The organism is Streptomyces sp. NPDC053493 (genome assembly GCF_044544825.1).
Lineage (GTDB): Bacteria > Actinomycetota > Actinomycetes > Streptomycetales > Streptomycetaceae > Streptomyces.
Map to the genome: position 1 here is coordinate 137041 of NZ_JBITXS010000012.1, position 22541 is coordinate 159581.

A 22541-nucleotide genomic window follows, 5' to 3' on the forward strand; every position below is an offset into this window, starting at 1 on the left:
CCCTGAGGACGGGTCGGCCGGTGTCCGGTCGGCCGAGGCCGGGTCGACGGCCGGCACGCGCCCGCGCCGTCACGGTCGGAGGGCCGCGGCGACCAGCCCCTCGACCTCCTCGGTCCCCCCGCGCAACGCCTCCTCTCCGGCGACCACCCGGTCCAGGACCAGCCCGTCCACACAGGCGAGCAGGGTCAGCGTGCGGGCTTCGGGATCCGCCACGCCCCGGGCGGCGAGGAAGGCCCGTGCCGCTTCGCGGGCCGGGTTCTCCCTCGGCACCAGGATGTCGCGCAGTTCCGGGTCTCGCACGCTCTCCAGGACGCAGGCGTAGCGGGCGAGGGAACGGCGCCGTCCCTCGCCGGTGGTCCGCGCGGCGACCAGCGCGGTCAGTCCCCGCACCAGGTCCTCGGGCGTGCGGAGGGCGGGAGTCTGCTCGGCGGCGGCCGTCAGCTCCGCCTGGTCCAGTGCGACCAGGCGCCGGACCAGGGCGGTGAGCAGAGCCGAACGGGTGCGGAAGTAGGCCGAGGTCGTCCCGGCCGGAAGCCCCGCGGCGGCGTCGACGGCCCGGTGGGTGAGGCCGCGCATTCCGGCGTCGGCGAGGACGCCGAGGGCGGCGTCGGCGAGCAGGGTGCGGCGGGACGGGGGCGGCGATGCGGAAGTCACCCCCTCTTTCTACACCTGTAGAGGGTGGGTCTACGCTTCCGAACGCGCCTTCTACAGATGTAGAAGGCAACGAAGGTGCGTACACGCGCACGCAACAGCCCGTACCGGCGAAGCGGGGACGGGAGAGGGGAAGGGACCATGGGACTCCACGCCGTCGTCGTGGGCGCCGGGATCGGCGGGCTCGCCGCCGCCGTCGGACTTCAGCGGACCGGCTGGGAGGTGACGGTCGTCGACCGCGCGTCCGTCCTCGCCGACGAGGGAGCCGGGATCTCGCTCGCCGCCAACGGCATCCGCGCCCTCGACGCGCTCGGCGTCGGCGCGGCCGTGCGGGCCGCCGGCCGCGGCCAGTACACCGGAGGCACCCGCACGCCACGCGGCTCCTGGCTCGCCCGGATGGACGGCGCCGCGCTCGAACGCGCCCTCGGCTCGCCCATCGTGGGCATCCCGCGGGCCGAACTCCACCGGCTGCTGCGCGCGGCGCTCAGGCCAGGAACCCTGCGCACCGGTGTGACGGTCACGCGCGCGACGACGCTCCCGGGCGGCGCCCGGGCGCGGGTGGAGTACGAGGCCGCGGACGGGCCCGGGGCGGCGGCGGAGGGCGGATGCGCGGAGGCGGATCTGGTGGTGGCCGCCGACGGGATCGGCAGCCGGCTGCGGACCGCGCTGTTCCCGGCGCATCCCGGCCCCGTGCACAGCGGTTCGACCGTGCTGCGGGCCGTCACGGACCGGCCGCTGGACCTGCGTACCGACTTCGAGATCACCTGGGGACGCGGCGCCGAGTTCGGGCACATCGCGTTCGCCGACGGGCGGGCCGAGTGGCACGCCGTCCTGAACGCGCCCGCCGGCGTACGGCACGCGGATCCGCTCGCCGTGCTGCGCCGCCGCTTCGCGCACTGGCACGCGCCGATCCCCGAACTGCTCGCCGCGACCCGCCCCGAGGCCGTGCTCCACCACGACGTCGGCGAACTGGCCACTCCCCTGCCGTCCTTCGTCTCCGGCCGTGTCGTGCTGCTCGGCGACGCCGCCCATGCGATGACGCCGAACCTCGGCCAGGGCGCCTGCCAGGCCCTGGAGGACGCGGTCGTCCTCGCCGCCGAGCTGGAAGGAGCGGCGGACGGAGGCGGCATCGACACCGCGCTCGCCCGGTACGACGGCGTGCGCCGCCCGCGCACGACCGCCGTCGCCGCGGCCGCCCGGCAGGCCGGCCGGATGGGCCAGCAGCTCAGCCATCCGCTCGCCGTGCCGCTGCGCGACGCCCTGATGCGGCTGGCGCCGTCGGGCCTCGCGGTGCGCGCGATCCTGCGTCACGCTGCCTGGACCCCGCCCCTCACCAGGGGTTTCGCGGGTGAATAGGTGCCGAGGAAACTATTCAACGGACTGCTAGCGTGTCCGGATGTCTCTCAAGCACGCGGTCCTGGCGGCTCTCCTGGAGGGCGAGGCGTCGGGGTACGACCTGGCCAAGCTCTTCGACGTGTCCGTGGCCAATTTCTGGGCGGCGACGCCGCAGCAGCTCTACCGGGAGCTCGAGCGGCTCTCCGAGGCCGGGCTGATCGCGGCCCGTGTGGTGCAGCAGGAACGGCGCCCCAACAAGCGCATGTTCACGCTCACCGATTCGGGTCTCGCGGACCTCGTCGCCTACACCACCCACCCGCCGAAGCCGACGGCCGTGCGCGACGAGCTGATGGTGCAGGTGCAGGCGTGCGACGAGGGTGACACGGCGGCCGTACGCGCCCATGTGCGCGAGCGGATGGAGACGGGGCGCGGGAAGCTCGCTCGCTACGAGCGGCTGCGGGAGCGGTTGCTGGACGGGCGCGACGAGGAGACCTATCTGCGCGAGGCCGGGCGCGTCGGGCCGTATCTGACCCTGATGCGCGGCATGGCCTTCGAGGAGGAGAACCTCCGCTGGGGCGAACGGGTCCTGGCGGTGCTGGCGGAGCGGGAGGCCGGCCGGGGAGCCGGCGGACGCCGGTCCGTCGGCCCGTCCGCCCGTACGGGTGACGCCGGTACTACCCTGCGGTAACGTCCGTGCCCATGAACGTCGGTGACATCGTCGAGGACTTCACCCTTCCGGATGAAACGGGGCAGCCTCGCTCCCTTTCCGGGCTGCTGGCCGAGGGCCCCGTCGTCCTCTTCTTCTATCCCGCCGCCCTGACGCCCGGCTGCACGGCCGAGGCCTGCCACTTCCGCGATCTCGCGAGCGAGTTCCGGGCGGCCGGCGGGCGTCCGGTCGGCATCAGCACGGACGAGGTGGAGCGCCAGCAGGAGTTCGCCGACCGCCACTCGCTGGGCTATCCGCTGCTGTCCGACCCGTCGGGCGAGATCCGGGACCGGTTCGGCGTGAAGCGCGGCTTCTCGCTGGCGCCGACCAAGCGGGTCACCTTCGTCATAGACCAGGACCGCAGGGTGCTGGAGGTGGTGCGCAGCGAGCTGCGGATGAACGCCCACGCGGACCGGGCCCTGGCGGCGCTGCGCGCCCGTACGGCCTGAGCGCCCGTACGGCCTGAGCCGGGCGCCGAACGGTCGGGGCCTCCTTCGCCGGGGCCGCGCGAGGCGGTCACGGCGTACGCGGTTCACGGCACGCGGTACGTCACGACACGCGGCGGGCCATGACGTGCGGCGACGCGGCGGGTCGGCAACACTCGTGGCGTGCTGAAGGCGAAGACCAAGGTCCTGTCCTGACCGGCGGCGGAGAGGAGACGCCGGCCCGGCTCTCCCGGTCGCTGCTGCGCGCCGGAATCGCCGAACCGGGCCGGCTGCCGGAGCTGCTCGCCGCCTTCGCGGCGCGCCGGCACGGCCCGCGGGCGGAGCGGGAGGTCCGGCGGCTGCGCGAGGCCGCGCCGGACGCGAGCCCGGACGAGCTGCGCGCCCGGGTGGTCGCCCGCGGCATCCGGCGGGTGGCCGCGGAGGGCGCGTTCGTCGGCGGTCCGTTCCTCCTCCTCGTACCGTTCGCGTTCTGCGGGGCGCTGCTCTCGCAGGCGCGCACGATCCTGGAGCTGGCCGCGCTGGAGGGCCGCGATCCGGTCGATCCCGAACGCGCCGCCGAGCTCCTCGTCCTCCAGGGCGTGTACGCGGACACCGAGGCGGCGGCCGCCGGGCTGGCCGCTCCCGGCGCCGGCGGGCCGGACGGGCCGCGGCCGGGGCGCACGGCGGCGCTGTGGCGCCTGGTCATGCGGATGGCGCGACTGCTCGGCATCATCACTCCGGCCGACCCGAAGGCGAGCCGGCTCGACCGGATCGGCCAGTGGGCCCTGCTGATCACGGTGTTCCTGCTGGGGCTCGTGGCGCCGCTGGTGTGGCTGCCGTACCTGGCGTGGTCCTACCGCCGCTCGACGGCCCGGCTCCTCGACCGGGCCGTCCTGTTCTACGCGGCCACGCCCGGCCCGCGCCTCACGACGCGGGTCGAGCCTTCCTCCCTGGTGGCGTTCACGCGGGCGGTGCTGTCGCTGCTCCTTCCGGCGATCGGGCTCGCGCTGGTCGTCGCCGGGGACCTGCGGCTGGCCGGCAGCCGGTGGCCGGTCTTCGCGATCGTCGTGTTCAGCACCTCGGTGGCAGTGGGCGGCTGGTGGGTGTGGCGCCAGACACGGCGGGACGACCGCGCCGCCCCTTGATGCGAGGGAGCGGCGATCGTCGGCGTCCGTGCGTACGGTCACCGCGCCCGGCTCCCCCGTGTCGGCGAGGGGGACGGACGGGTGACCGCCGTGCGCGGGCGGGATCAGCAGCCGGTGGACCAGATGTGGGAGTCACCCCGGTCGTTGGCGGCGCCGTTGTAGCCGACCTCCTGGCCGGGAGCGAGACAGATCGTCATCGCGCCGCCCTGCCAGGCGGACTCGTAGACCTGGACGTAGTCCTTGATCCCTGGGCCCGAGATGCCGTGGTTGGCCCAGGAGGAGTCGGTGTCGGCGATCCAGCTCTCCCACCAGCCGTCGTCGCCGCTCCAGTTGGCGCGCTGGCCGCCGAAGTCGGCGTCCTGCCAGGCGCAGAAGTTCCCGGAGGGGCATTCGGCGGCCGTGGCGGGCGCGGTCAGGGCCAGCCCGCCGGCGAGGGCGAGGAGAGCCGCGGCGGGGCCGAGAAGTCGCTTCATGAAGCGTCGGTGCCTTTCTTCTGCGTGGTGTTCGCGGGCAGTTCGGCTGCCCGCAGCAGTGCGCGGGCGCGCAGCTGCTCGTAGGTGGCGACCTGGTCGCGGTGGAGGGTGCGTACGGTGGCGAGCGCGGCCGGTTCGAGCCGGGCCCGCACGTCGGAGAGTCCGCTCTCGCGGGCGCAGCGCTCGGCGACGACCGGGTCGGGGCGGCCGGCGCGCGGCACGCCGGCGGGTGCGGCGCAGCGGGTCCAGCGGTCGAGCGCGGCCCGGTGGGCCGGGTCCTCCTTCATCCGGGCCTGGGCCTCGGCGCGCAGGTTGTCGACGGTGACCTGGGCGCGGAACCACCGGGTCTGGTCGCCGTACAGGCGGCCGCGGGCCGCGGCGACGCAGCCGTCACTGTTGGCGGTGACGGTGAGGCCGGTGGCGAGGGTGACGGAGAGCTCGCGAGGATCCTTGCCGAAGAGGGCGGTCCGGAGCCGCTCGTCCCGGTCGTCGGGAGCGCGCGCCTGGGAGGCCGGGGCGAGGGCGAGGCCCTGGGCGTGGAGACACTCGGCGACGAGACGTTGTTCGGCGGCCTTGAGGAGCCGGTCCTGCTCCGGCCGGGCGGCGGGCGCGGCGCCGGGCGGTCCCGCGGACTCGGGGCGTACGGTGGCGCAGCCGGCGAGGACGAGCGCGGCGGCGGCCGTGAGGAGTGCGCGGCGGGTCGCGTGGCGCATGATTCCCCCTGGTGACGGGCCTGATCGGCGGTGTCCGGCGGCTGATCGCGCCGGTTTCGTGGCGATCAATGCCCGGTGCGGGGCGGGCCATGCGGAGGCTCGGCGCGACTCACTCGAAGGGGTCGAACGCGCCGGAGTGCGCGCCGCCGACGGGGCGTCCGAGCGGCGCCCGGCACGAGGTCGGGGCGGCCCGGGCCGGGCCGGGTCGGGCGCACGACGCCGTGGGCATGACGGCGTGCGCATGACGGCGTGGAGACGACAGAGCCCCGGTTGGACGGGGGATTCCAACCGGGGCCGTTTGCCGTGACGTGGGAAGGGCGGTCGCCTCTTGGGGGGGACCTTGGGGACCGGGCCCCTTCGGCGTCACATAAGAATGAACGGTAAACCTTCACCCAATGTTCCGCACTGTCCCCTGTGCCGGATGTGAGTCACCTCACCCCGTTTGGGAGCCTCAGTCGTCTTCCTTCTCCGGGCGGTAGACGACGCCGGGCTCGGCCTTGCCGGGAGCCAGGAGCTGCGGGACGGTCACGAAGGTGTAGCCGCGACGCTTGAGTTCGTCGATGATGCCGGGAACGGCCGGGACCGTTCCGTCGTAGATGTCGTGGAGCAGGATGATGCCGTCGCCGTGGGCCTGCTCGAGCACGCGCCGGCGGATGAGCGCGGTGTCCTCGGTGGAGTAGTCCTTGGCCGTGATGCTCCACAGCACCTGCGAGAGGCCGAGTTCGCGGCTCACGTCCGAGACGGTGCCGTCGGTGCGGCCCTGCGGCGGCCGCATGAGGGTGGGCTTGCGGCCGGTGATCTTCGCGATGGCCTCCTGGGTACGGGAGAGCTCGTCGCGGACCTCGTCGGCGTCCAGGTCGGTGAGGATGCGGTGGGACCAGGTGTGGTTGGCGACCTCGTGGCCCTCGTCCGCTATGCGCTTGACGACCTGCGGGTAGCGCTCGACGTGCTTGCTGCCGAGCAGGAAGAACGTCGCGGGGACCTGCTTCTCCTTGAGGACGTCGAGGAGGTGGGGCGTGTCCTTGCCCGGTCCGGCGTCGAAGGTCAGGGCGATGCACTTGGCCTTGGCGCAGTCGACGGGCGCCGCGGCCCGGCCGGGCGATGCCGCCCTGCCGTCCGTCGCCGCTCCTCCGCCGTCCGATCCGGCCTCGCCGCGCGCCTGTCCCGGGGTGACCGTGTCGACGGAGCAGCCGCCGAGCGCGAGGACCAGCGACGCCGCGGCCAGGAGGGCGAGGGCCGGTCCCCGACGCCGGCCCTGCTTGGTTCGGAACATGTGCAACCCGCTTTCCCCGACGATGGTTCGACCGCCGGGGCCCACACCTGGTCATGGCGCGGCCCTCCGGCTCGCCGAGAACTCTACACACGGTGTATAGCTGGGGAGCGGGAGGGGCAGGTGGGAGGCGCGGCTGCCTACGGGGCGGGCCGCGTGTGCGGCGGGCCGGAGGGGTGACGAGGGCGCGGGCGCCGCCCGGGCACGACGGCCCCGGGCGGCGCCCGTCCGCTCCGCCCGGGGGTCCTGGGGCGTCCGTCAGCGGGACGCGAGGAGGAGCCTCGCCTCGGTCTCCTGGTCACCGGAGACGGACTCCAGGGACTGGACGTCGAACGCGCGGGCCAGCACCTTCTCCACCTCGTCCACGGCGTGGTAGCCACCGGTGAGCACTGCGCCGACCGTGCCGGTGAGCGGCGCGGGCGAGAACTCCTCGTGGCGGCCGTCCGCCGTGTCGAAGGTGGCCATCCAGACGGTGGGGGCGGGCGCCGTCGCCGCGCTCGGGCCTGGCGCCGTCCTGTCCTCGCGCTGGTAGGCGTGGTCGAGGACCTCGAAGACGGCCTCGGCGTCCTCCCGACCGCATTCGCTCAGCTGCACGGTGACATCGGTGTCGATGTGCAAGTCGTACACGTCGATCATCTCCCTCGTGTGCCGGCTTCCAGCATGCCCCCGGACGGGCCGTCCCGCGAGGTTGTGCCACCGTGGAAGGACCAGCGACACGGGAGGCATGTGTGACCGAAGGAGGCAAGGGGCCCATCGGGCCCGAGGCGCCCAAGGGCGACGGCAACGGCAACGGCAACGGCGATACGATCAAGGGCCGGCACGAGACGCCCGAGGAACGGGCGGACCGGCGCTGGATCGAACTGATGCAGGAGATCCGGGTCGCCCAGACCGGCGTCCAGATCCTGCTGGGCTTCCTCCTGACCGTCGTCTTCACTCCGCGCTTCGCGCAGCTGCCCGACAGCGACCGGATCATCTACATCGTCACCGTCTCCCTCGGCGCCGCCGCGACCGGGGCGCTGATCGGCCCGGTCTCCTTCCACCGGATGGTCGCCGGGCGCCGGATCAAGCCCCGCGCGGTGATCTGGGCCTCGCGCCTGACCTTCGTGGGTCTTCTGCTGCTGCTCGCGACCATGGGCGCCGCGCTGCTGCTGGTCCTGCGTGTGGCCACCGGCGCTTCCTACGTGCCCTGGCTGGTGATCGCACTGATCCTCTGGTGCCTGCTGTGCTGGTTCGTCCTCCCGCTCTGGGTCCGCCGGCGCCACACCTCCGACGACCGCTGAGCCGCGCTCCCGGGGCCCGGTCAGGCCACCAGGCCCCGGCCGATGGCGAGGACGTGTTCCACGGTGTCCGCCTCGGAGGCGCGCTTGTCGGGGCGGTGGCGCAGGACGCGCGCGAAGCGGAGGGTGACGCCGGCCGGATAGCGGCTGGAACGCTGGAGGCCGTCGAAGGCGATCTCGACGACCAGCTCGGGCCGTACGCGGACGGTGAAGCCGTCGTCGGAGACGGCGAGTTCGCCGAGGCGGGCGGTCTGCCAGCGCAGCATCTCGTCGGTCAGGCCCTTGAACGTCTTGCCCAGCATGACGAACGAGCCGTCCGCCGCGCGGGCGCCCAGGTGGAGGTTGGAGAGCGTCCCGGTCCGCCGGCCGTGCCCCCGTTCGGCGGCGAGGATCACGAGGTCGAGGGTGTGGACGGGCTTCACCTTCAACCAGGTCCTGCCTCTGCGGCCGGCGACGTAGGGCGCGTCGAGGGCCTTCACGAGGACGCCTTCGTGGCCGCGGGCGAGGGTGTCGCGGAAGAACCGTTCGGCTTCCTCGACGGCGTCGGGGGCCGCGGGGTCGTCGACGACGGTGCGGCGCACCCGGAGCGGTTCGGGCAGCAGCCGGGCGAGGACGGCGTGCCGCTCGTGGCCGGGCCGGTCGACGAGGACCTCGCCGTCCGCCGCGAGGACGTCGAAGAAGACGGGCGACACGGGCACGCCGGCCCGTGCGGTGTCCACGTCGAGCCGGGAGCCGACCCGCGAGGCGATGTCCTGGAACGGCAACGGCCGGCCCGTCGCCGGGTCGAGCGCGATCACCTCCCCGTCCAGGACGATCCGGTCGCCGCCCGCCTCCCGGGCGGTGGCGACGACTTCCGGCAGCCGTGCGGTGATGTCGTCGAGCGAACGGGTGTACACCCGCACCTCGTCGCCCCACCGGTGGACCTGGACCCGGATCCCGTCGAGCTTCTCCTCGACGACGCACGGCCCGAGGGCCGCGACGGCCTCCGTGACACTGCCCGCGGTGTGGGCGAGCATCGGCTGCACGGGACTGCCAACGCGCAGGACGAAGCTCTCCAGGACCGCCGGGCCCTCCGCGAGGACGGCCCGGGCGACCCTCGGCAGCGATCCCTCGAGCATCACGGCCCGGCGCAAATCCTCCGGCGGGACCTTCGCCGCCCGGGCGACGCCTTCGAGGGCGACGGCGTCGAGGGCGCCCTGGCGGACGTCGCCGGAGAGCAGCCGGAGCAGGAACTCCTGTTCCGGAAGGGTCGCGGCGGCCAGCAGATCGCGCATCAGACCGAGCCGCCGGGCCTGAGCGCCCGATCCGGCGACGGAGGCGAGTTCGGTCATGACCGCGTCCGTGGCGGCCAAGGTGAGCGCCGGCCGTTCCGCGGCCGGCACCGCCGGCGGCAGTACGTGTTTGAGCACGCTCCAGCCGACCCCGATCCGCCCCTGCGGCAGCCGCCCGGAGAGATAGGCGATGACGAGCGGGCTCTCCTCGGGCTCGGCCTCCGCGAACAGCTGGGCCAGCAGGTCGGTCTTCCGCGACCGCGCCGACGTCGCGGCGACCTGCCCCGACACCTCGGCGACTCGGGCTAGGAGCATGCGCCCATCGTGCCCGCGCCCGCCGCGCCCCGCACCCCGACCCGGGCACCGAATCCGGTCCGCCCCGCCCCGGGCACCGGTCCCGGCCCGGGCACCGAATCCGGCCCGCCTCACCCCGCACCCCTACCCGGGCACCGATCCCGCCCCGGCCCTCACACGGTCGGGCGCGGCGCGCCCTCCTTCCTTCTGCGCAGCCGGTCCAGCAGTCCGCGTCGGAGCCGCCGGCCGGCCGGCCGGGCCACCGCCGCCGGCCGCACCACCGGGCTCGGAGCCGGCACCGGGCCCGGCACCGGCATCAGCGCCGGCGCCGTCTCCGGGTGCCCCGTGGCGCCCGGGGCAGGGGCCTGGCGGTCGGCGCGGGCCTCGTCCAGGGCGAGGGCGAGGCTCATGCGGTGCCACAGGGTCTCGTCCGGGTCGTCCGCGAGGAGCAGCCGGTCGGCGATCTCCCGGGCCGCCGCGGCGTGGGGCCGCCAGACGGGCGGGTCGGGGCGCAGCCGGTCCAGATAGAGCCGTTCGTAAGGGTCGTCGACGACCTCCGCCAGATGGACGGGATCGAGGAGGGCGGCGATGGCCGCCGCCCGCACCCATGGATCGTGGCTCGCCCGCAGCAGCATCCCGAGCCGGCGCGCCCGCCAGTTCCGCGGCCGCCAGTCCTCGCCCTCGTCCGCCCTCGCGCGGACGTCCAGGGGAAGCCGGCCGGTGAGCAGTCCGCGGTGGGTCAGGGCGAACTCGGCCAGCTCGGCGGCCGGGTAGAGCCAGACGACGGACCGGTAGCGGCTGACGTAGAACCGCACGGGGCTGAAGTGGCCCGTGCGCGCGAGCCGGGCGAACCGGTCCAGGGTCACTCCCATGAGGCGCGCGCCCTCCGTCGCCCCCACCGCCCGGACCCGTTCGCGCAGTCCGACGGGGAAGTCCGGGGCGGCCTTGTGCCGTTCGATCTCGCCGCGGGCCACGCGCCGGCGTCGGGGATCCGCGGTCCGGTCACCGGTGCCGGGCTCGGGGCCCGGCACCGTACGGACGATGCCGAGGTCGACGGCGAGCTGGAACTCGTCGCGCCGCAGCCCCAGTTCCCGCGCGGCCCGCCCCGGAGCGAGCATGGACGCGAGGTCCACGTCCCCCGGCGCGGTCCGCCCGGTCGGCATCGTGTCCGTCGTTCGTGTCGTCGTCGGTTCGATCGTCATGCGGTCGGTCTCCCCCGTGTGCCGTGTCTCGTCGGTTCGAGCACTCTCGGTGATGACCGTAACGCGGAGTGACGACCCCTCGCACGCCCTGTGGATAACTCCCTGTGGACGACGCTCAGCGCCCGGGCTGACGCGCCGACACCCCCAGGTGTTCACCGACCCTGTTGACCAGCAGCGTCATCTCGTACGCCACCTGGCCGACGTCGGCCTCGGCAGCGCTCAGCACGCACAGGCAGCTGCCCTCGCCCGCCGCCGTGACGAACATCAGGGCGTCGTCGAACTCGACCATCGTCTGCCGCGCCCGCCCGGCCTTGAAATGCCGGCCCGATCCCCGGGCCAGGCTGTGCAGGCCGGAGGAGACCGCGGCCAGGTGCTCGGCGTCCTCCCGCTCCAGGCCGCTGCTCGCGCCCGTCACCAGGCCGTCGTTCGACAGCACCAGCGCGTGCCGTATCGCGTCGACCCGGCGGGTCAGGTCGTCCAGAAGCCAGTCGAGTCCTCTGTCCAGCGCCATGCGTGGTCCTCCCCCAGTGTGGTGCGTCCCCGTCGCCCCGTGGTCCCCCGTCGGTCCCCGTGGTCCCCGTGGTCCGGGGAGCGCGTGTCCGCGGTCGGCCGCGTACCGGTCGACCGTCTTCCGGTCAGCCTTACGCACTGTCGTGGACAGGGCAAGCACCCGTGACCACCCGCGTGCCGCCACCCCGCCCGACACCGACCGACACCGACCGCAAGCGACGGCAGCGACGGCAGCGACGCGTCAGCCCACCGAGTCCAGCAGACGCGCGGTGTGCATCCGTCCCGCGTACTCCACGAGCCGGATGAGCACCTCCTTGCCCGAGTCGCGGTCCCGCGCGTCGCAGAGCACGACGGGCGTGCCCCGGTCGAGGTCGAGCGCGCGCGACACGTCGTGGGCGCCGTAGGAGCGGGCGCCCGCGAAGCAGTTGACGGCCACGACGAACGGGATCCCGCGGTGCTCGAAGTAGTCGACCGCGGGAAAGCAGTCCTCCAGACGCCGGGTGTCGGCGAGCACGACGGCTCCCAGGGCGCCCTGCGAGAGGTCGTCCCACAGGAACCAGAAGCGGTCCTGTCCCGGTGTCCCGAAGAGGTAGAGGGAGAGGCCGGAGCGGATGGTGATGCGGCCGAAGTCCATGGCCACGGTCGTGGTGGTCTTCTGGTCGACGCCGCCGGTGTCGTCGACCGACTCCCCGGCGCGGCTGAGCTGTTCCTCGGTCCGCAGCGGCCGGATCTCGCTGACGGCGCCGACCAGCGTGGTCTTGCCGACGCCGAAGCCGCCGGCGACCAGGATCTTCAGGGCGAGTGCCGTGGTGTCCACGTCGTCCGCCGCGTCGCTGCTCTCAGAGCGCTCGTAGGCCATCGATTACTTCCCTCAGGATCCGTTCGTCAGGCAGCTGCGCGGGCGGTACGGGCCTGCTGACCCGGACGAAACCCGCTTCGAGGAGGTCGCCGAGGAGCACCCGGACGACTCCGACGGGGAGATCGGCGTCAGCGGCCAGTTCGGCGACCGACTGGGTCTCCGCCCGGCACAGCGCGAGCAGGGCCCGGTGTTCCGGACCGAGGAGGGACTCCTCGGCCGGGCCGGGCGGGTCGTCGTCCACGACGACGAGCGCGATGAGGTCGAACCGTACGTTGCTCGGCCCGGGTTTCGTCCGGCCACCGGTCATGGCGTACGGCCGGACGAGCGGTCCGGCGTCGGCGTCGTACCACCGGCTGTCCGGGCGCGGGCCGGCGGCTACGGCCCGGCCCGCGCCGCTGCCGGCCCCACCGCCGACGGCCGGACCGCCGACCGCCGGACCGCGGACGGCCGTACCACCAACGGCCCCGCCACCCGCCTCGCCGATACCGCCGCCGGCCCAGCCGGCACCGCCACCGGCCCCGCCACCGTTCCAGCCGGACTCGGTCCCGCCTCTTCCTCCTCCGTCCGCCTCCGGGCCGTCGGCGCCGGGGCGCACCGCTCCGGTGGTGCGCTCACCGGCGCCGCCCTCGCCGCTTCGGCCGGCCGCGCCGGTGCTGTGCTCGTTCATGGGAGTCTCCGGGACTGGACGGGTCAGCCGGCGGCCGGCGGAGGCACCGTCAGCCGCGGCGGGGTGTACAGGTGCTCGCCGACCCGCTTCACCAGGCGGGCCATCTCGTACGCGATGAGGCCGATGTCGGCGTTGGCGGCGCTGAGCACCGCCAGGCAGGAGCCGTCACCGGCGGCGGCGACGAAGAGGAAGCCGTCGTCCATCTCGACCATCGTCTGGCGCACGCCACCGGTGTGGAACTGACGTCCGGCGCCCTTGGCGAGGCTGTGGAAGCCGGACGCGATCGCCGCCAGGTGCTCGGCGTCCTCCCTGCTGAGCCCGCTGGACGCGCCGACGGCGAGCCCGTCGTTGGAGAGCACCACCGTGTGCCGGACCTCGCGGACGCGCATGACGAGGTCGTCGAGCAGCCAGTCGAGTTCGCCCGAGCGGTGGTGGGAAACCCTTTCGTGGTCGATCATGCGTCGTCTCCTTCACTGCCTTCACTGCCATGGGCGGGGTGTCCGGTGCCGAGAGGGCGCCTGGTGGCGGTCGGGGTGCCCGGAGCGGGGCCGCCGCCGCGCCGCCAGCCGTCGCGGTAGGCGGTCATGCGGTCCCGTACCTGCTCGGGAGTCCGCCCGTCGGGGTCGGGCGCGGCGCTCGCGGGTACGCCGTACGGGCCGGGCGGCGGCGCGGGCGCCTCCCGCAGCTGCGGCACGAGGCTGGCCTGTCGCACCCGTCGCGGCAGGTCCGCACTCGTGTCCTCGCCCGGGTCGGGGGCGGCGTCGTCGCCGGAACGGGAGGACCCGCGCGGTACGCGCAGCGCCGTGACGGCGGCAGGAGGCCGGGCGGGTTCCTGCTCGGGCCGCGGGGCGAGGGCGGAGGCCCGGGCCGGGCCCGCCGGTTGCGGCGTGCCCGCGGACGAAGGACCGGCGGACGGGCCGGCCTCGCCGCCGTGGCCGGCCGTCGCACGCAGGCGGCCGGGCGCCTCGGGCTCGTGCCCGGCCACGGCGACGGGACCGAAGGCGCGGGTCACATCGGCGCCTGGCGTGTCCGAGGACGGCGCCGACGACCGCGCCGACGCGGGTGCCGACGTCGACGTGGATCCCGGCGGGGACGGCGGCGGCGCGCCACGCCCGGGTGGGAGGGCGCTCTGCAGCAGGTCGGTGGGCAGCAGGACGACGGCGGTGGTGCCGCCGTAGGGCGAGGTGCGCAGATGCACCTTGATGTCGTGCCGCGAGGAGAGGCGGCTGACGACGAACAGCCCGAGCCGGTCGCTGTCGAAGAGGTCCAGGGCCTCGGACTGGGCGATACGGGCGTTCGCCTCCGCCAGGCTCTCCCGGCCCATGCCCAGGCCCCGGTCCTCGATCTCCAGGGCGTAGCCGTTGCCGACGGGTTCCCCGCTCACCCGTACCTTGGTGTGCGGCGGTGAGAACTGGGCCGCGTTCTCGATGAGTTCGGCGAGCAGGTGGGTGAGGTCGGCGACGGCGCCGCCGACGACGGCCGTCTCGGGCAGTTGGCGCACCTCCACGCGCGCGTAGTCCTCGATTTCGGAGACGGCGGCGCGGACGACGTTCGTCAGGGGCACGGGCGTGCGCCAGGCGCGGCCGGGTGCGGCGCCCGAGAGGATGATGAGGCTCTCGGCGTGCCGCCGCATGCGGGTGGTGAGGTGGTCGAGCCGGAAGAGGTCGCCGAGCTCGTTCGGGTCGTCGGCGCGCCGTTCCATGCTGTCGAGCAGGTTGAGCTGGCGGTGCACCAGGACCTGGCTGCGCCGGGCCAGATTGACGAAGACTCCGGAGATGCCGCTGGCGAGCTCGGCGCGTTCGACGGCGGCGTAGAGCGCGGCGCGGTGCACGGTCGTGAGCGCCTCGCCGACCTGGCCGATCTCGTCCTGGGGCGCGGGTCCCGGCGGCGCCTCGGCGCGGACGTCGATCTCCTCACCGGCGCGCAGTCGGCGCATGGCGGCGGGAAGTTTGCGGCGGGCGATCTCCAGGGCGGTGTTGCGGAGGCTGACGAGTTCGACGACGAGCCCGCGGCCGATCCGTACGGAGATGACGAGGGAGGCGACGACGGCGCTCAGGCCGAGCAGCACGGCCGCGCCGCCGGCGCTGAACACGCCTCCGCCGAACGGGTCGTAGCGCTCCGCCGCCCGGGCGCGGGCGGCCTTCTCGACGTCGCGGGCACCGTCGCGTACGGCGGCGTGCGCGGCCTCCCAGTCGCCGGAGGTGACGGCCTGGGCGGCGCGCCGGCCGGGCTCGGCGGCGCTCACCCGGTCCTCCGCGGCGGCGAGCTGGAGGAAGGCGGGCCGCCCGGCGAGGTCGCGCCAGGCGGTGCGCTGGGCCGCGGGCAGGTCGGCGGTCGCGGCCGCGATGAGCGTACGGCGGGCCGCGACGGCCCCGCCGAACTCCCGGAGCCGGTCGGCGTCGAGGCGGCCGGTGAGATGGGCGGCGCTCAGGAGCGCGTCCTCGCGGGCGAGCATCTCGCCGGCGCGGGCGAGCTCCAGCAGGACGCGGGCCTCGGCGCCGCCGCCGGTGTCCTCGTCGGCGGCGAGGGCGCCCCCGACGGCGAAACCGGCGGTGACGGCCGCGGTGTACGCGTCGTAGACCCGGTCCGCGTCGGCGTGCCCGTCGGCCGCCGCGGTGCGCAGCCGGCTCAGGCCCTCGACGCTGACGACGAAGGCGGCGACGCGACCGGAGACGTCGGCGCTCAGACCGCCGCCGTCGCCGACCGTGTGCCGGTCGTCGAGGCGGAGCCGGGCCACGGCGGCGTCGGTGGCCCTGGCGCGGTCCTTCAGCTCGGCGGCGCGCCCGCCGCCGGGCGCCGCGGCCTGGCGGACGGCGGCGCGGCGCTCGTCCTGGAGGGCGGCGACGGCGAGGGCGACCGGCTGCCGTACGCCGGTGTCCACGGCTTCGAGATGGCGGAGCCGGGCGACGTCCTGGGCGGTGGTGACGGTGGCGAAGCCCCAGAGGGCGAGCAGCGAGACAACCGGGACCATGAGCAGCGAGACGATCTTCGCGCGGACGGTCCGTGGCCGAAGTCCTCGGCGCCGGCCCTGGACCCGCTCCGGACCTGACGCCCGCCCGGCAGCCCGGTCGGATCCTCGCGCGGGTGCGACGGTCGCCGGCTCGTCCTCAGGCGTCCGTACGTCGTCGCCCGGCGCCGTCTCGTCGGCGGGCGGTCCTGCGTGGGCGCGGCGTCCGCGGGACGCCGGGTGTGGCGCTGCGGAGTTCACGGAGGCCGGCCCGTTCGGTGCGTCCGGCCCGTTCGGTGCGTGGGAGCCGTCCGGCCCGTTCGGTGCTTCGCGCCCCTCGCGGGTGCCCGGTCCGTCCGGTCCGTTCCGTCCGGCGGATCTGGCCGGGCCGGCCGATCCGGACGCTCCGTCCGGGGTCCTGCGGGGAGTTCGCATGGCCTCCTCGTTCCTCGTTCCTGGTGCCTTGTCCGCCGTGCGCGCGGTGCGCCTGCTTGTGCCGACGTCGCTGCCCGCGTCGCTGCCTGCCTCGGTGCCTGTGTCCGCGGTTGTCGCGGTGTCCGCGCCTGTCTCGCTGTCCGCGCCTCGTCGCGGCTCACGGGTTCCGCAGCTGCCGGCTCCCGGGCGGCGGGGCCGTCGGTCGCAGGCCGGCGGGTGCCACGTCCACGGCGCGTTCGTCCGGTTCGGTCAGCCGCTCGGCGGACGCGTAGGCGGCGCGTTCGCTCGCCGTCGGCGAGAGGGCGACGAAGGCCGAGGTGATGAAGAGGTAGGAGCCGAGCCCGACGGCGAGCGGGAAGATGAACTGCATGACGGTGGCGCCGGGCAGGTCGGCCGGGGACGGCGCGACCTGGACCCGTACGGCGAACATCCCCGTGTAGTGCATGCTGCTGACCGCCGCGCCCATGACCAGGGAGGCGAGGGCCACGGCCGCCGGCGCGTGGATGTTGAGCGCCGCCCACAGCGCCGCGGTGGCGGCCACGACCGCGATGACGACGGAGAGCGCGACGAGTGCCGGGTCGTAGCGCACCTGACCGTGCAGCCGCAGCGCGGCCATGCCCATGTAGTGCATGCTCGCCACGCCGAGGCCCGTGGTCAGGCCGCCGATCAGGAGCGATCGGACCCGGTCGCGGCCGTGTCCGACGGCGAAGACGCCGACGCCCACCACGGTCATGGCGACGAGCAGGCTGAGCAGGGTGAGCGGTACGTCGTAACGGATGTCGGTGCCGGTGACGCCGAAGCCGAGCATCGCGACGAAGTGCATGGTCCAGATGCCGGTGCCGATGGCGGAGGCGGCGGTGAGCAGCCAGTTGCGGCGCGAGCGGCCGGTCGCGTCGAGGGCGCGTACGGTGCAGCGCAGTCCGAGGGCGGCGCCGACGCAGGCCATCGCGTACGACAGCACGGGTGTCAGCCAGCCGTAGGTGGCGTGGTCCAGGTGTCCCATGACCCCGGGACGCTAGGCGCCGTCGGGGGCGCACCAGGGGCGCATTTCGAAAGCTGATGGAATATGACACAGAGATGTTCCTGAACGATCGCGACGGACTCGAACGGGTGCGCAGATCGCTCACTCGGTCGAGGGAACGCGACGCGGGAAACTCACACCTGTGGGTGATCCTCGCGTGAGGGATCATGGGCGCATGAGCGATGACCCCGCACACGTACGCGAGTTCTTCGGCGTCCGCGCCGCCGGCTGGGACTCCCGGTTCCCCGACGACGGACCCGCCTACGCCGCCGCCGTCGCCGATCTCGGCCTGCGCCCCGGCGACGCCGTGCTCGACGCCGGCTGCGGCACGGGCCGCGCGCTGCCGCCGCTGCGCGCCGCGGTCGGGCCGACGGGCACGGTGCTCGGCGTGGACCTGACGCCGGAGATGCTCGCCCAGGTGGTGAAGGAGGGCCGCGACCAGGACGGCACGCCGGTCCTCGCGGACGTGGCGCGGCTGCCGCTGCGCGACGGCGCGCTCGACGCCGTCTTCGGGGCGGGGCTCGTCTCGCACCTCGCCGATCCGGCCCGGGACCTCGCCGAACTCGCCCGGGTGGTACGGCCCGGCGGCCGGCTCGCGCTGTTCCATCCGATCGGACGCGCCGCACTCGCCGCCCGCCACGGCCGCCGGATCACCGACGACGACCTCCGGGCCGAGCCCCGCCTCCGGCCCCTGCTCGCCGGCTCCGGGTGGGAGCTGACCGCATACACGGACGAGGACCACCGCTTCCTGGCGCTGGCCGTGCGCCGTACGGACTGACCCGACCCGGGTTCCGGAAGAGGCTCAGGTCACCGTGCGGAGACTCTCGACGTGCGCGTTACTCACTGGTTAGGGTGCGCCGACGGCCAGAAGGACGGCGAGAACGACGACCAGAAGGGGAGGCTGACGTGGGCGAACCGGAACCCGCCTCGATCGGCGCGTCCGACGACGACGGCGACGCGCTGTACGTGCTGACGGCGGCGCTGCTCACGCCCGCGCAGTTCCCCAGTGTGCTCGGCGACGACTACCCGGCGTCGTGCGCGGCGCTGGGGCTCGAGCCGTACGCGGAGGGCTACGGGCTCGTGCTCGGCCAGGACGGCACCGGGGCGCGCTGGACCGTGATCGTCGACGACGTGTCCCTCGTCGCGGTCGCCATCGCCTCCTGGGACTGCGGCATGGAGTACGACCTGTCGCCCGACGAGCGGTCCGTGGTGTCCGCTCTGCCCGGCTGGCCGCTCGCCGTCGCCACGGCCGCGCCCGGCCTGCCGGCGCCTCACGACCCGGTTCCGGAGGAAGGCGACCTCGCGCCGCTCGCCCCGCCGGACGGCACGCGGTGGGGCCCGGCCCAGCGGCGCCTCGGCGCGGACATGGTGGCGCTGCAGTGGAGCGCGTGGCGGGCCCGCGTCGGCGACGACGACGCCGGCGCCGGGACGGACCGCGCCGGGGCGGACGGCGCGGCCCCGGTCGAGGACGGCGCCCGGGCGGGCGGCGGCGTGACCGCCGCACCGCACATCGGTGTCCGGCGCGCGCTCGACGAGCTGGGCTCGTACGTGACGCAGGCGCCGCCCGTCGGGCGCGTGCGGTCCAGCTTCGCCGGCGGCGAGGCCCGGATGCTGCGGGCCGACGGTCCCGGCTGGTCCCTGGTGGCGCGGACCGACGACATGGCGTTCGTGCTCCTCGACGACGAGCCGAACGAGGTGCTGCCGGTGACGCGCGGCCCGAAACTCCCGGCGCTCCTGGAGGCGCTGGAGGCGATGGCGGTACGGCCGAGCTGAGCGTGTCCCACACCTCGCGGACCGAGGAGGTGTGGTGCGAGCCCATGGCCCGCCGGCCGGGGCGCGGCACAGGATGCCTGCGCATCCGTACCGTCGTCCCACCGGAGGCCCTCCATGCGCGTGCCCCTGTCCCGAGGCGTTCCGCTGTTCTCGGCGTTCGCCGCACTCCTGACGGGTCTCACCGTCCTCGGTCCCGCCGCGCCGGCCTCGGGCGCCGGGCCGCGGGAGTCAGGTCACTGCGCGCGCCAGGACCGGCTCGCGGTGCCCGGGGCCGAGCACCAGGAGACCGCGTGTCGGGCCGATCTGACGACGGCGGGGCTCGCCGGGACGCCGTACACCGACATGGCGGACCAGGCGGGACTCTCCGCCAAGGGCACGGTCAACCCGTCCGGCGTCCCGGGCGTCCAGATCGACGGCTACTTCCCGGACGACTCGCGGCTCAACGCCACGCACGGCTGGGCTCACGACGCCCAGTTCGTGATCCGGCTGCCCGACCGCTGGAACGGCGGTCTGGTCGTCACCGGTGCGCCCGGCACCCGCCGCCAGTACGCGACGGACGCCCTCATCTCCGACCAGGTCCTGGCCCAGGGCTACGCGTACGCGGCGACCGACAAGGGCAACACGGGACCGGACTTCTTCACCGACGGGCGCGAGCCCGGTGACGCCGTCGCCGAGTGGAACCGCCGGGTGACCGAGCTGACCAGGGCCGCGAAGAAGGCCGTGCGGCAGCGGTACGGCACGGCGCCGCGGCGCACGTACATGACCGGCATCTCCAACGCCGGCTATCTGACCCGCTGGCAACTGGAGAACCGGCCCGAGCTGTACGACGGCGGGGTGGACTGGGAGGGCGTGCTGTGGACCACCCGCGGCCCCAACCTGCTCACCAGCCTGCCCGTCACCGTCGCCCGTCACTTCGGCACGGCCACGGACGAGGACCTGATCGGCGCCGGCTTCGCGCCCGGCTCGCGCTTCCTGTGGCCGTACCACGACAAGGCCTACTGGGGACTGACGCAGAAGATCTTCCGGGCCGAGTTCGACCCGACGTACGACTCCGGCTGCCCGGGTGCGACGGCCGGTTCGAGCCTGGAGCAGATCCTCGCGCCGTGCGCGTCGGACGCCGCGTACGACTACGCCTCCCGGCCCGCGGCGGTGCGACGGGCGGTCGCGAAGGTGGCGCTGACGGGACGGATCGGCAAGCCGCTGATCACGCTGCACGGCGACCTGGACACGCTGCTGCCGATCGCCACCGACTCGGACGTCTACGCGCGGATGGTCGACGGCCGCGGACGGGGCGGCCTGCACCGCTTCTACACGGTCCAGGACGGCACCCACACCGACGGTCTGTACGACACCTTCCCGGACCGGCTGCGGCCGATCCTGCCCTGCTACCGCTCGGCGTTCACGGCGCTGACGCGGTGGGTGGAGGCCGGTGTGGCGCCGCCCGCGGACCGGGTGATCGCGCGGCCGGCGGGCGGTGACGTGGTCAACTCCTGCGCGCTGGATCAGCGCTCGTAGGGACCGGAGCCCGGACGGGCCGGAGCGGTCGGGCGGTCCTGGGGTGCGGTCCCGGCGCGGAGCCCCGCCGCGCGGTCCGGTCGCGCGGTCCGGTCGCGAGGTCAGACCATTTCGAGCGCGCGGTGCGGCGGCGCCGGCAGTTCGACGCGGATCGCGTCGCCGGGCCGCACCTCCCCGCCGGTCAGGACGACCGACATGATGCCCGCCTTGCGGACGATCCGGCCGTTCTCGTCGCGGCCGAGGACCTGCTTGAGCAGCCCGTGCCGGAAGTTGTCGATCTGCGCGCACGGGTTGCGCAGTCCGGTGACCTCCACGACGGCCTCGGCGCCGAGGTGCAGCCGGGTGCCGGTGGGCAGGCCGAGCAGGTCGATGCCGCGGGTCGTGATGTTCTCGCCCAGGTCGCCGGGAGCCACCTCGAAGCCGACACCCGCCACGTCGTCGAACAGCTCGGCGTGGATGAGGTGGACCTGGCGCAGGTTCGGGACGGTCGGGTCCTTCGCGACCCGGGAGCGGTGCTTGACGGTGACGCCGGCGTGCACGTCGCCCTCCACGCCCAGGCCCGCCAGGAGCGTGATGCTCTCCCGGTTGGGCTTGGTGAACGAGTAGACGCCGTTGCTGCTGACCGTCGTGACGGTGCCGGTCCCGGTGGCGGTGCTCATGACGTGGGGCTCCCCTTCTCCCAAGTGCGTGCGTGTCGCGCCTGTCGACCCTACGCGACGGCCTCCTCGGCCCGGAGCGGTGCTCCGACGTCGTGCAGGTGGCCGAGCGCCTGACGGTAGGAGTCGACGAAGCCGGTCTCCGTGTACGGGATGCCGACCGTCCGGCAGTGCGCGCGTACGGCGGCCTGGGCGAGGCGCAGGTGCGGGCGCGGCATGCTGGGGAAGAGGTGGTGCTCGATCTGGTAGTTGAGCCCGCCGAGGAACCAGTCGGTGAGGGCGCCGCCGCGGATGTTGCGGGACGTCAGCACCTGGCGGCGCAGATGGCCCCAGGAGTCGCCGTCCGGGTGGGCGTCGGGCATCTCCATGCCCTTGTGGTTGGGCGCGAAGGCCATGCCCAGGTGGACGCCGAGGAGCATCTGGTGGAGCAGGGCGAAGACGAGCGCCTGGAGCGGGTGGAGCAGGGTGAGGAGCAGGGTCGCGTAGCCGGCGACGTGGGCGAGGAGCAGGGCGCCTTCGGTGAGGCGTTCGCGGCGGGTGCGGTAGGGGCCGGTGCGGGAGAGCAGGGCCTGGATTCCGTACACCTTGAGGGCGATGCCCTCCAGCGTGGTCAGCGGGAAGAACAGCCAGGCCTGGTGGCGGGTGAGCCAGCGGCGCAGGCCGGTGCGGTCGGCGGTCTGGTGGGCGGCGAAGACGAGGACGTCGGCGGCGACGTCCGGGTCCTTGTCGAGGTGGTTCGGGTTGGCGTGGTGGCGGTTGTGCTTGTCGTTCCACCACTCGCGGCTCATGCCGAGGAGCAGGTTGGCGTGGACGAGCTGGATGACCCGGCCGAGCCCGCGGCGGTCGGTGATCTGGGCGTGGCCCGCGTCGTGGCCGACGAAGGCGGCGCGGGCGGAGAACAGGGCGAGCGGGAGGGCGAGGGGCAGCGCCCACCACGACGGGCCGATGAGCGCGAGGGCGGTGAAGACGGCGGCGAGGCCGAGGAGGTTGGCGGCGATGTCGCGGGCGTACCAGCCTGCGCGGCGGGCGAGGAGTCCCTGTTCCTTGACGGTGCGCAGGAGCGGGGAGAACTCGCTGGCCCCGCCCGTGCCGTGACGGCGGGTGGGGCGCGGTCGGTGCGCGGCGGAGGGCGGCGCGGCGAGCGTCGTGGCGGCCTGGGGCATGGCGGTCTCCGGGTCCGTGGAAGTGTCCGTGGAGGTGTCCGTGGAAGAGGCCGTCGCGCGGGCCGCGCCGGCTCCCAGAAACGTACGGACCGGCGATCGCCCGCGACCATGGCGTCACCACCCGGACCGGGTCGGGGGCCGCCCCGGGTGCCGTGGTGGGGTCTTCCCCACCCTCCGGCGAGCGGCATGACGCACGTCACACCCCGATCGCGTGCGCGGCGAGGAAGGGTTCG

General features: G+C 74.6%; 23 protein-coding genes. 8 read left to right on the forward strand and 15 right to left on the reverse strand.

From position 1 onward, the window contains the following. Nucleotides 1-69: 69 nt before the first annotated feature. A complete protein-coding gene (locus ACIGO8_RS28805) occupies nt 70-576 on the reverse strand; it encodes a TetR/AcrR family transcriptional regulator (RefSeq protein WP_399736853.1) in 507 nt (168 codons plus the stop codon). Between the two features lie 216 nt (nt 577-792). Between ACIGO8_RS28805 and ACIGO8_RS28810 the strand changes: the two genes are divergently transcribed. The 4 genes from ACIGO8_RS28810 (at nt 793) to ACIGO8_RS28825 (ending at nt 4262) form a co-directional block, all read left to right on the forward strand. Beyond that, complete coding sequence (locus ACIGO8_RS28810) at nt 793-2007, forward strand: FAD-dependent monooxygenase (protein WP_399736708.1); 1215 nt, start codon at nt 793-795, stop codon at nt 2005-2007. 40 nt (nt 2008-2047) lie between these two features. Then, the gene (locus ACIGO8_RS28815) at nt 2048-2674 is read left to right on the forward strand and encodes a PadR family transcriptional regulator (RefSeq protein WP_399736710.1); all 627 of its coding nucleotides are present in this window, start codon (nt 2048-2050) and stop codon (nt 2672-2674) included. 11 nt (nt 2675-2685) lie between these two features. Then, nucleotides 2686-3141, forward strand: coding sequence for a peroxiredoxin (locus tag ACIGO8_RS28820; protein WP_399736712.1), 456 nt, complete (start codon nt 2686-2688; stop codon nt 3139-3141). Nucleotides 3142-3260: 119 nt separating this feature from the next. Then, the gene (locus tag ACIGO8_RS28825; protein ID WP_399736714.1) at nt 3261-4262 is read left to right on the forward strand and encodes a hypothetical protein; all 1002 of its coding nucleotides are present in this window, start codon (nt 3261-3263) and stop codon (nt 4260-4262) included. 104 nt (nt 4263-4366) lie between these two features. On the opposite strand, the gene ACIGO8_RS28830 is transcribed toward ACIGO8_RS28825, so the two are convergent. The 4 genes from ACIGO8_RS28830 to ACIGO8_RS28845 form a co-directional block, all read right to left on the reverse strand. Then, a complete protein-coding gene (locus ACIGO8_RS28830) occupies nt 4367-4735 on the reverse strand; it encodes a peptidase inhibitor family I36 protein (protein ID WP_399736716.1) in 369 nt (122 codons plus the stop codon). Further along, a complete protein-coding gene (locus ACIGO8_RS28835; protein WP_399736718.1) occupies nt 4732-5448 on the reverse strand; it encodes a hypothetical protein in 717 nt (238 codons plus the stop codon). The genes ACIGO8_RS28830 and ACIGO8_RS28835 overlap by 4 nt, the downstream gene beginning before the upstream one ends. A gap of 451 nt (nt 5449-5899) precedes the next feature. Beyond that, complete coding sequence (locus ACIGO8_RS28840) at nt 5900-6721, reverse strand: polysaccharide deacetylase family protein (protein ID WP_399736720.1); 822 nt, start codon at nt 6719-6721, stop codon at nt 5900-5902. 255 nt (nt 6722-6976) lie between these two features. Next, the gene (locus tag ACIGO8_RS28845; protein WP_399736722.1) at nt 6977-7354 is read right to left on the reverse strand and encodes a hypothetical protein; all 378 of its coding nucleotides are present in this window, start codon (nt 7352-7354) and stop codon (nt 6977-6979) included. A gap of 116 nt (nt 7355-7470) precedes the next feature. On the opposite strand from ACIGO8_RS28845, the gene ACIGO8_RS28850 reads away from it, so the two are divergent. Beyond that, entirely contained in the window at nt 7471-7998 is a 528-nt protein-coding gene (locus tag ACIGO8_RS28850; protein WP_399736855.1) for a DUF6328 family protein, read from the forward strand. Nucleotides 7999-8018: 20 nt separating this feature from the next. Here the strand turns inward: ACIGO8_RS28850 and ACIGO8_RS28855 are convergent, their stop codons facing one another. The 8 genes from ACIGO8_RS28855 to ACIGO8_RS28890 form a co-directional block, all read right to left on the reverse strand. Continuing rightward, nucleotides 8019-9581: an ATP-dependent DNA ligase gene (locus ACIGO8_RS28855; protein ID WP_399736724.1), complete on the reverse strand. Its 1563-nt coding sequence runs from the start codon at nt 9579-9581 to the stop codon at nt 8019-8021. A gap of 152 nt (nt 9582-9733) precedes the next feature. After that, on the reverse strand, nt 9734-10762 hold the full coding sequence (locus ACIGO8_RS28860) for a DUF6397 family protein (protein WP_399736726.1): 1029 nt from the start codon (nt 10760-10762) through the stop codon (nt 9734-9736). 115 nt (nt 10763-10877) lie between these two features. Further along, complete coding sequence (locus ACIGO8_RS28865; protein ID WP_399736728.1) at nt 10878-11273, reverse strand: roadblock/LC7 domain-containing protein; 396 nt, start codon at nt 11271-11273, stop codon at nt 10878-10880. Nucleotides 11274-11513: 240 nt separating this feature from the next. Then, nucleotides 11514-12131: a GTP-binding protein gene (locus ACIGO8_RS28870; RefSeq protein WP_399736730.1), complete on the reverse strand. Its 618-nt coding sequence runs from the start codon at nt 12129-12131 to the stop codon at nt 11514-11516. Next, nucleotides 12112-12615: a DUF742 domain-containing protein gene (locus ACIGO8_RS28875; protein WP_399736857.1), complete on the reverse strand. Its 504-nt coding sequence runs from the start codon at nt 12613-12615 to the stop codon at nt 12112-12114. Before ACIGO8_RS28875 ends, ACIGO8_RS28870 begins: the two co-directional genes overlap by 20 nt. Before the next feature lie 206 nt (nt 12616-12821). Further along, a complete protein-coding gene (locus ACIGO8_RS28880; protein WP_399736732.1) occupies nt 12822-13256 on the reverse strand; it encodes a roadblock/LC7 domain-containing protein in 435 nt (144 codons plus the stop codon). Further along, the gene (locus ACIGO8_RS28885; protein ID WP_399736735.1) at nt 13253-15769 is read right to left on the reverse strand and encodes a nitrate- and nitrite sensing domain-containing protein; all 2517 of its coding nucleotides are present in this window, start codon (nt 15767-15769) and stop codon (nt 13253-13255) included. The genes ACIGO8_RS28880 and ACIGO8_RS28885 overlap by 4 nt, the downstream gene beginning before the upstream one ends. A 568-nt stretch (nt 15770-16337) precedes the next feature. Next, on the reverse strand, nt 16338-17183 hold the full coding sequence (locus ACIGO8_RS28890) for an MHYT domain-containing protein (protein WP_399736737.1): 846 nt from the start codon (nt 17181-17183) through the stop codon (nt 16338-16340). A 193-nt stretch (nt 17184-17376) separates the two neighbouring features. On the opposite strand from ACIGO8_RS28890, the gene ACIGO8_RS28895 reads away from it, so the two are divergent. From ACIGO8_RS28895 to ACIGO8_RS28905, 3 genes are all read left to right on the forward strand, one after another. Continuing rightward, nucleotides 17377-17979, forward strand: a complete 603-nt coding sequence (locus ACIGO8_RS28895; RefSeq protein WP_399736738.1) for a class I SAM-dependent methyltransferase — start codon at nt 17377-17379, stop codon at nt 17977-17979. Nucleotides 17980-18107: 128 nt separating this feature from the next. Further along, nucleotides 18108-18974, forward strand: coding sequence for a hypothetical protein (locus ACIGO8_RS28900; RefSeq protein WP_399736740.1), 867 nt, complete (start codon nt 18108-18110; stop codon nt 18972-18974). Nucleotides 18975-19088: 114 nt separating this feature from the next. After that, nucleotides 19089-20489, forward strand: a complete 1401-nt coding sequence (locus ACIGO8_RS28905) for a tannase/feruloyl esterase family alpha/beta hydrolase (protein WP_399736742.1) — start codon at nt 19089-19091, stop codon at nt 20487-20489. A gap of 101 nt (nt 20490-20590) precedes the next feature. On the opposite strand, the gene ACIGO8_RS28910 is transcribed toward ACIGO8_RS28905, so the two are convergent. Both ACIGO8_RS28910 and ACIGO8_RS28915 read right to left on the reverse strand, forming a co-directional pair. Next, nucleotides 20591-21148: an MOSC domain-containing protein gene (locus ACIGO8_RS28910; protein ID WP_399736744.1), complete on the reverse strand. Its 558-nt coding sequence runs from the start codon at nt 21146-21148 to the stop codon at nt 20591-20593. A 50-nt stretch (nt 21149-21198) separates the two neighbouring features. Beyond that, on the reverse strand, nt 21199-22308 hold the full coding sequence (locus ACIGO8_RS28915; protein WP_399736746.1) for a fatty acid desaturase family protein: 1110 nt from the start codon (nt 22306-22308) through the stop codon (nt 21199-21201). Nucleotides 22309-22541 lie beyond the last annotated feature (233 nt).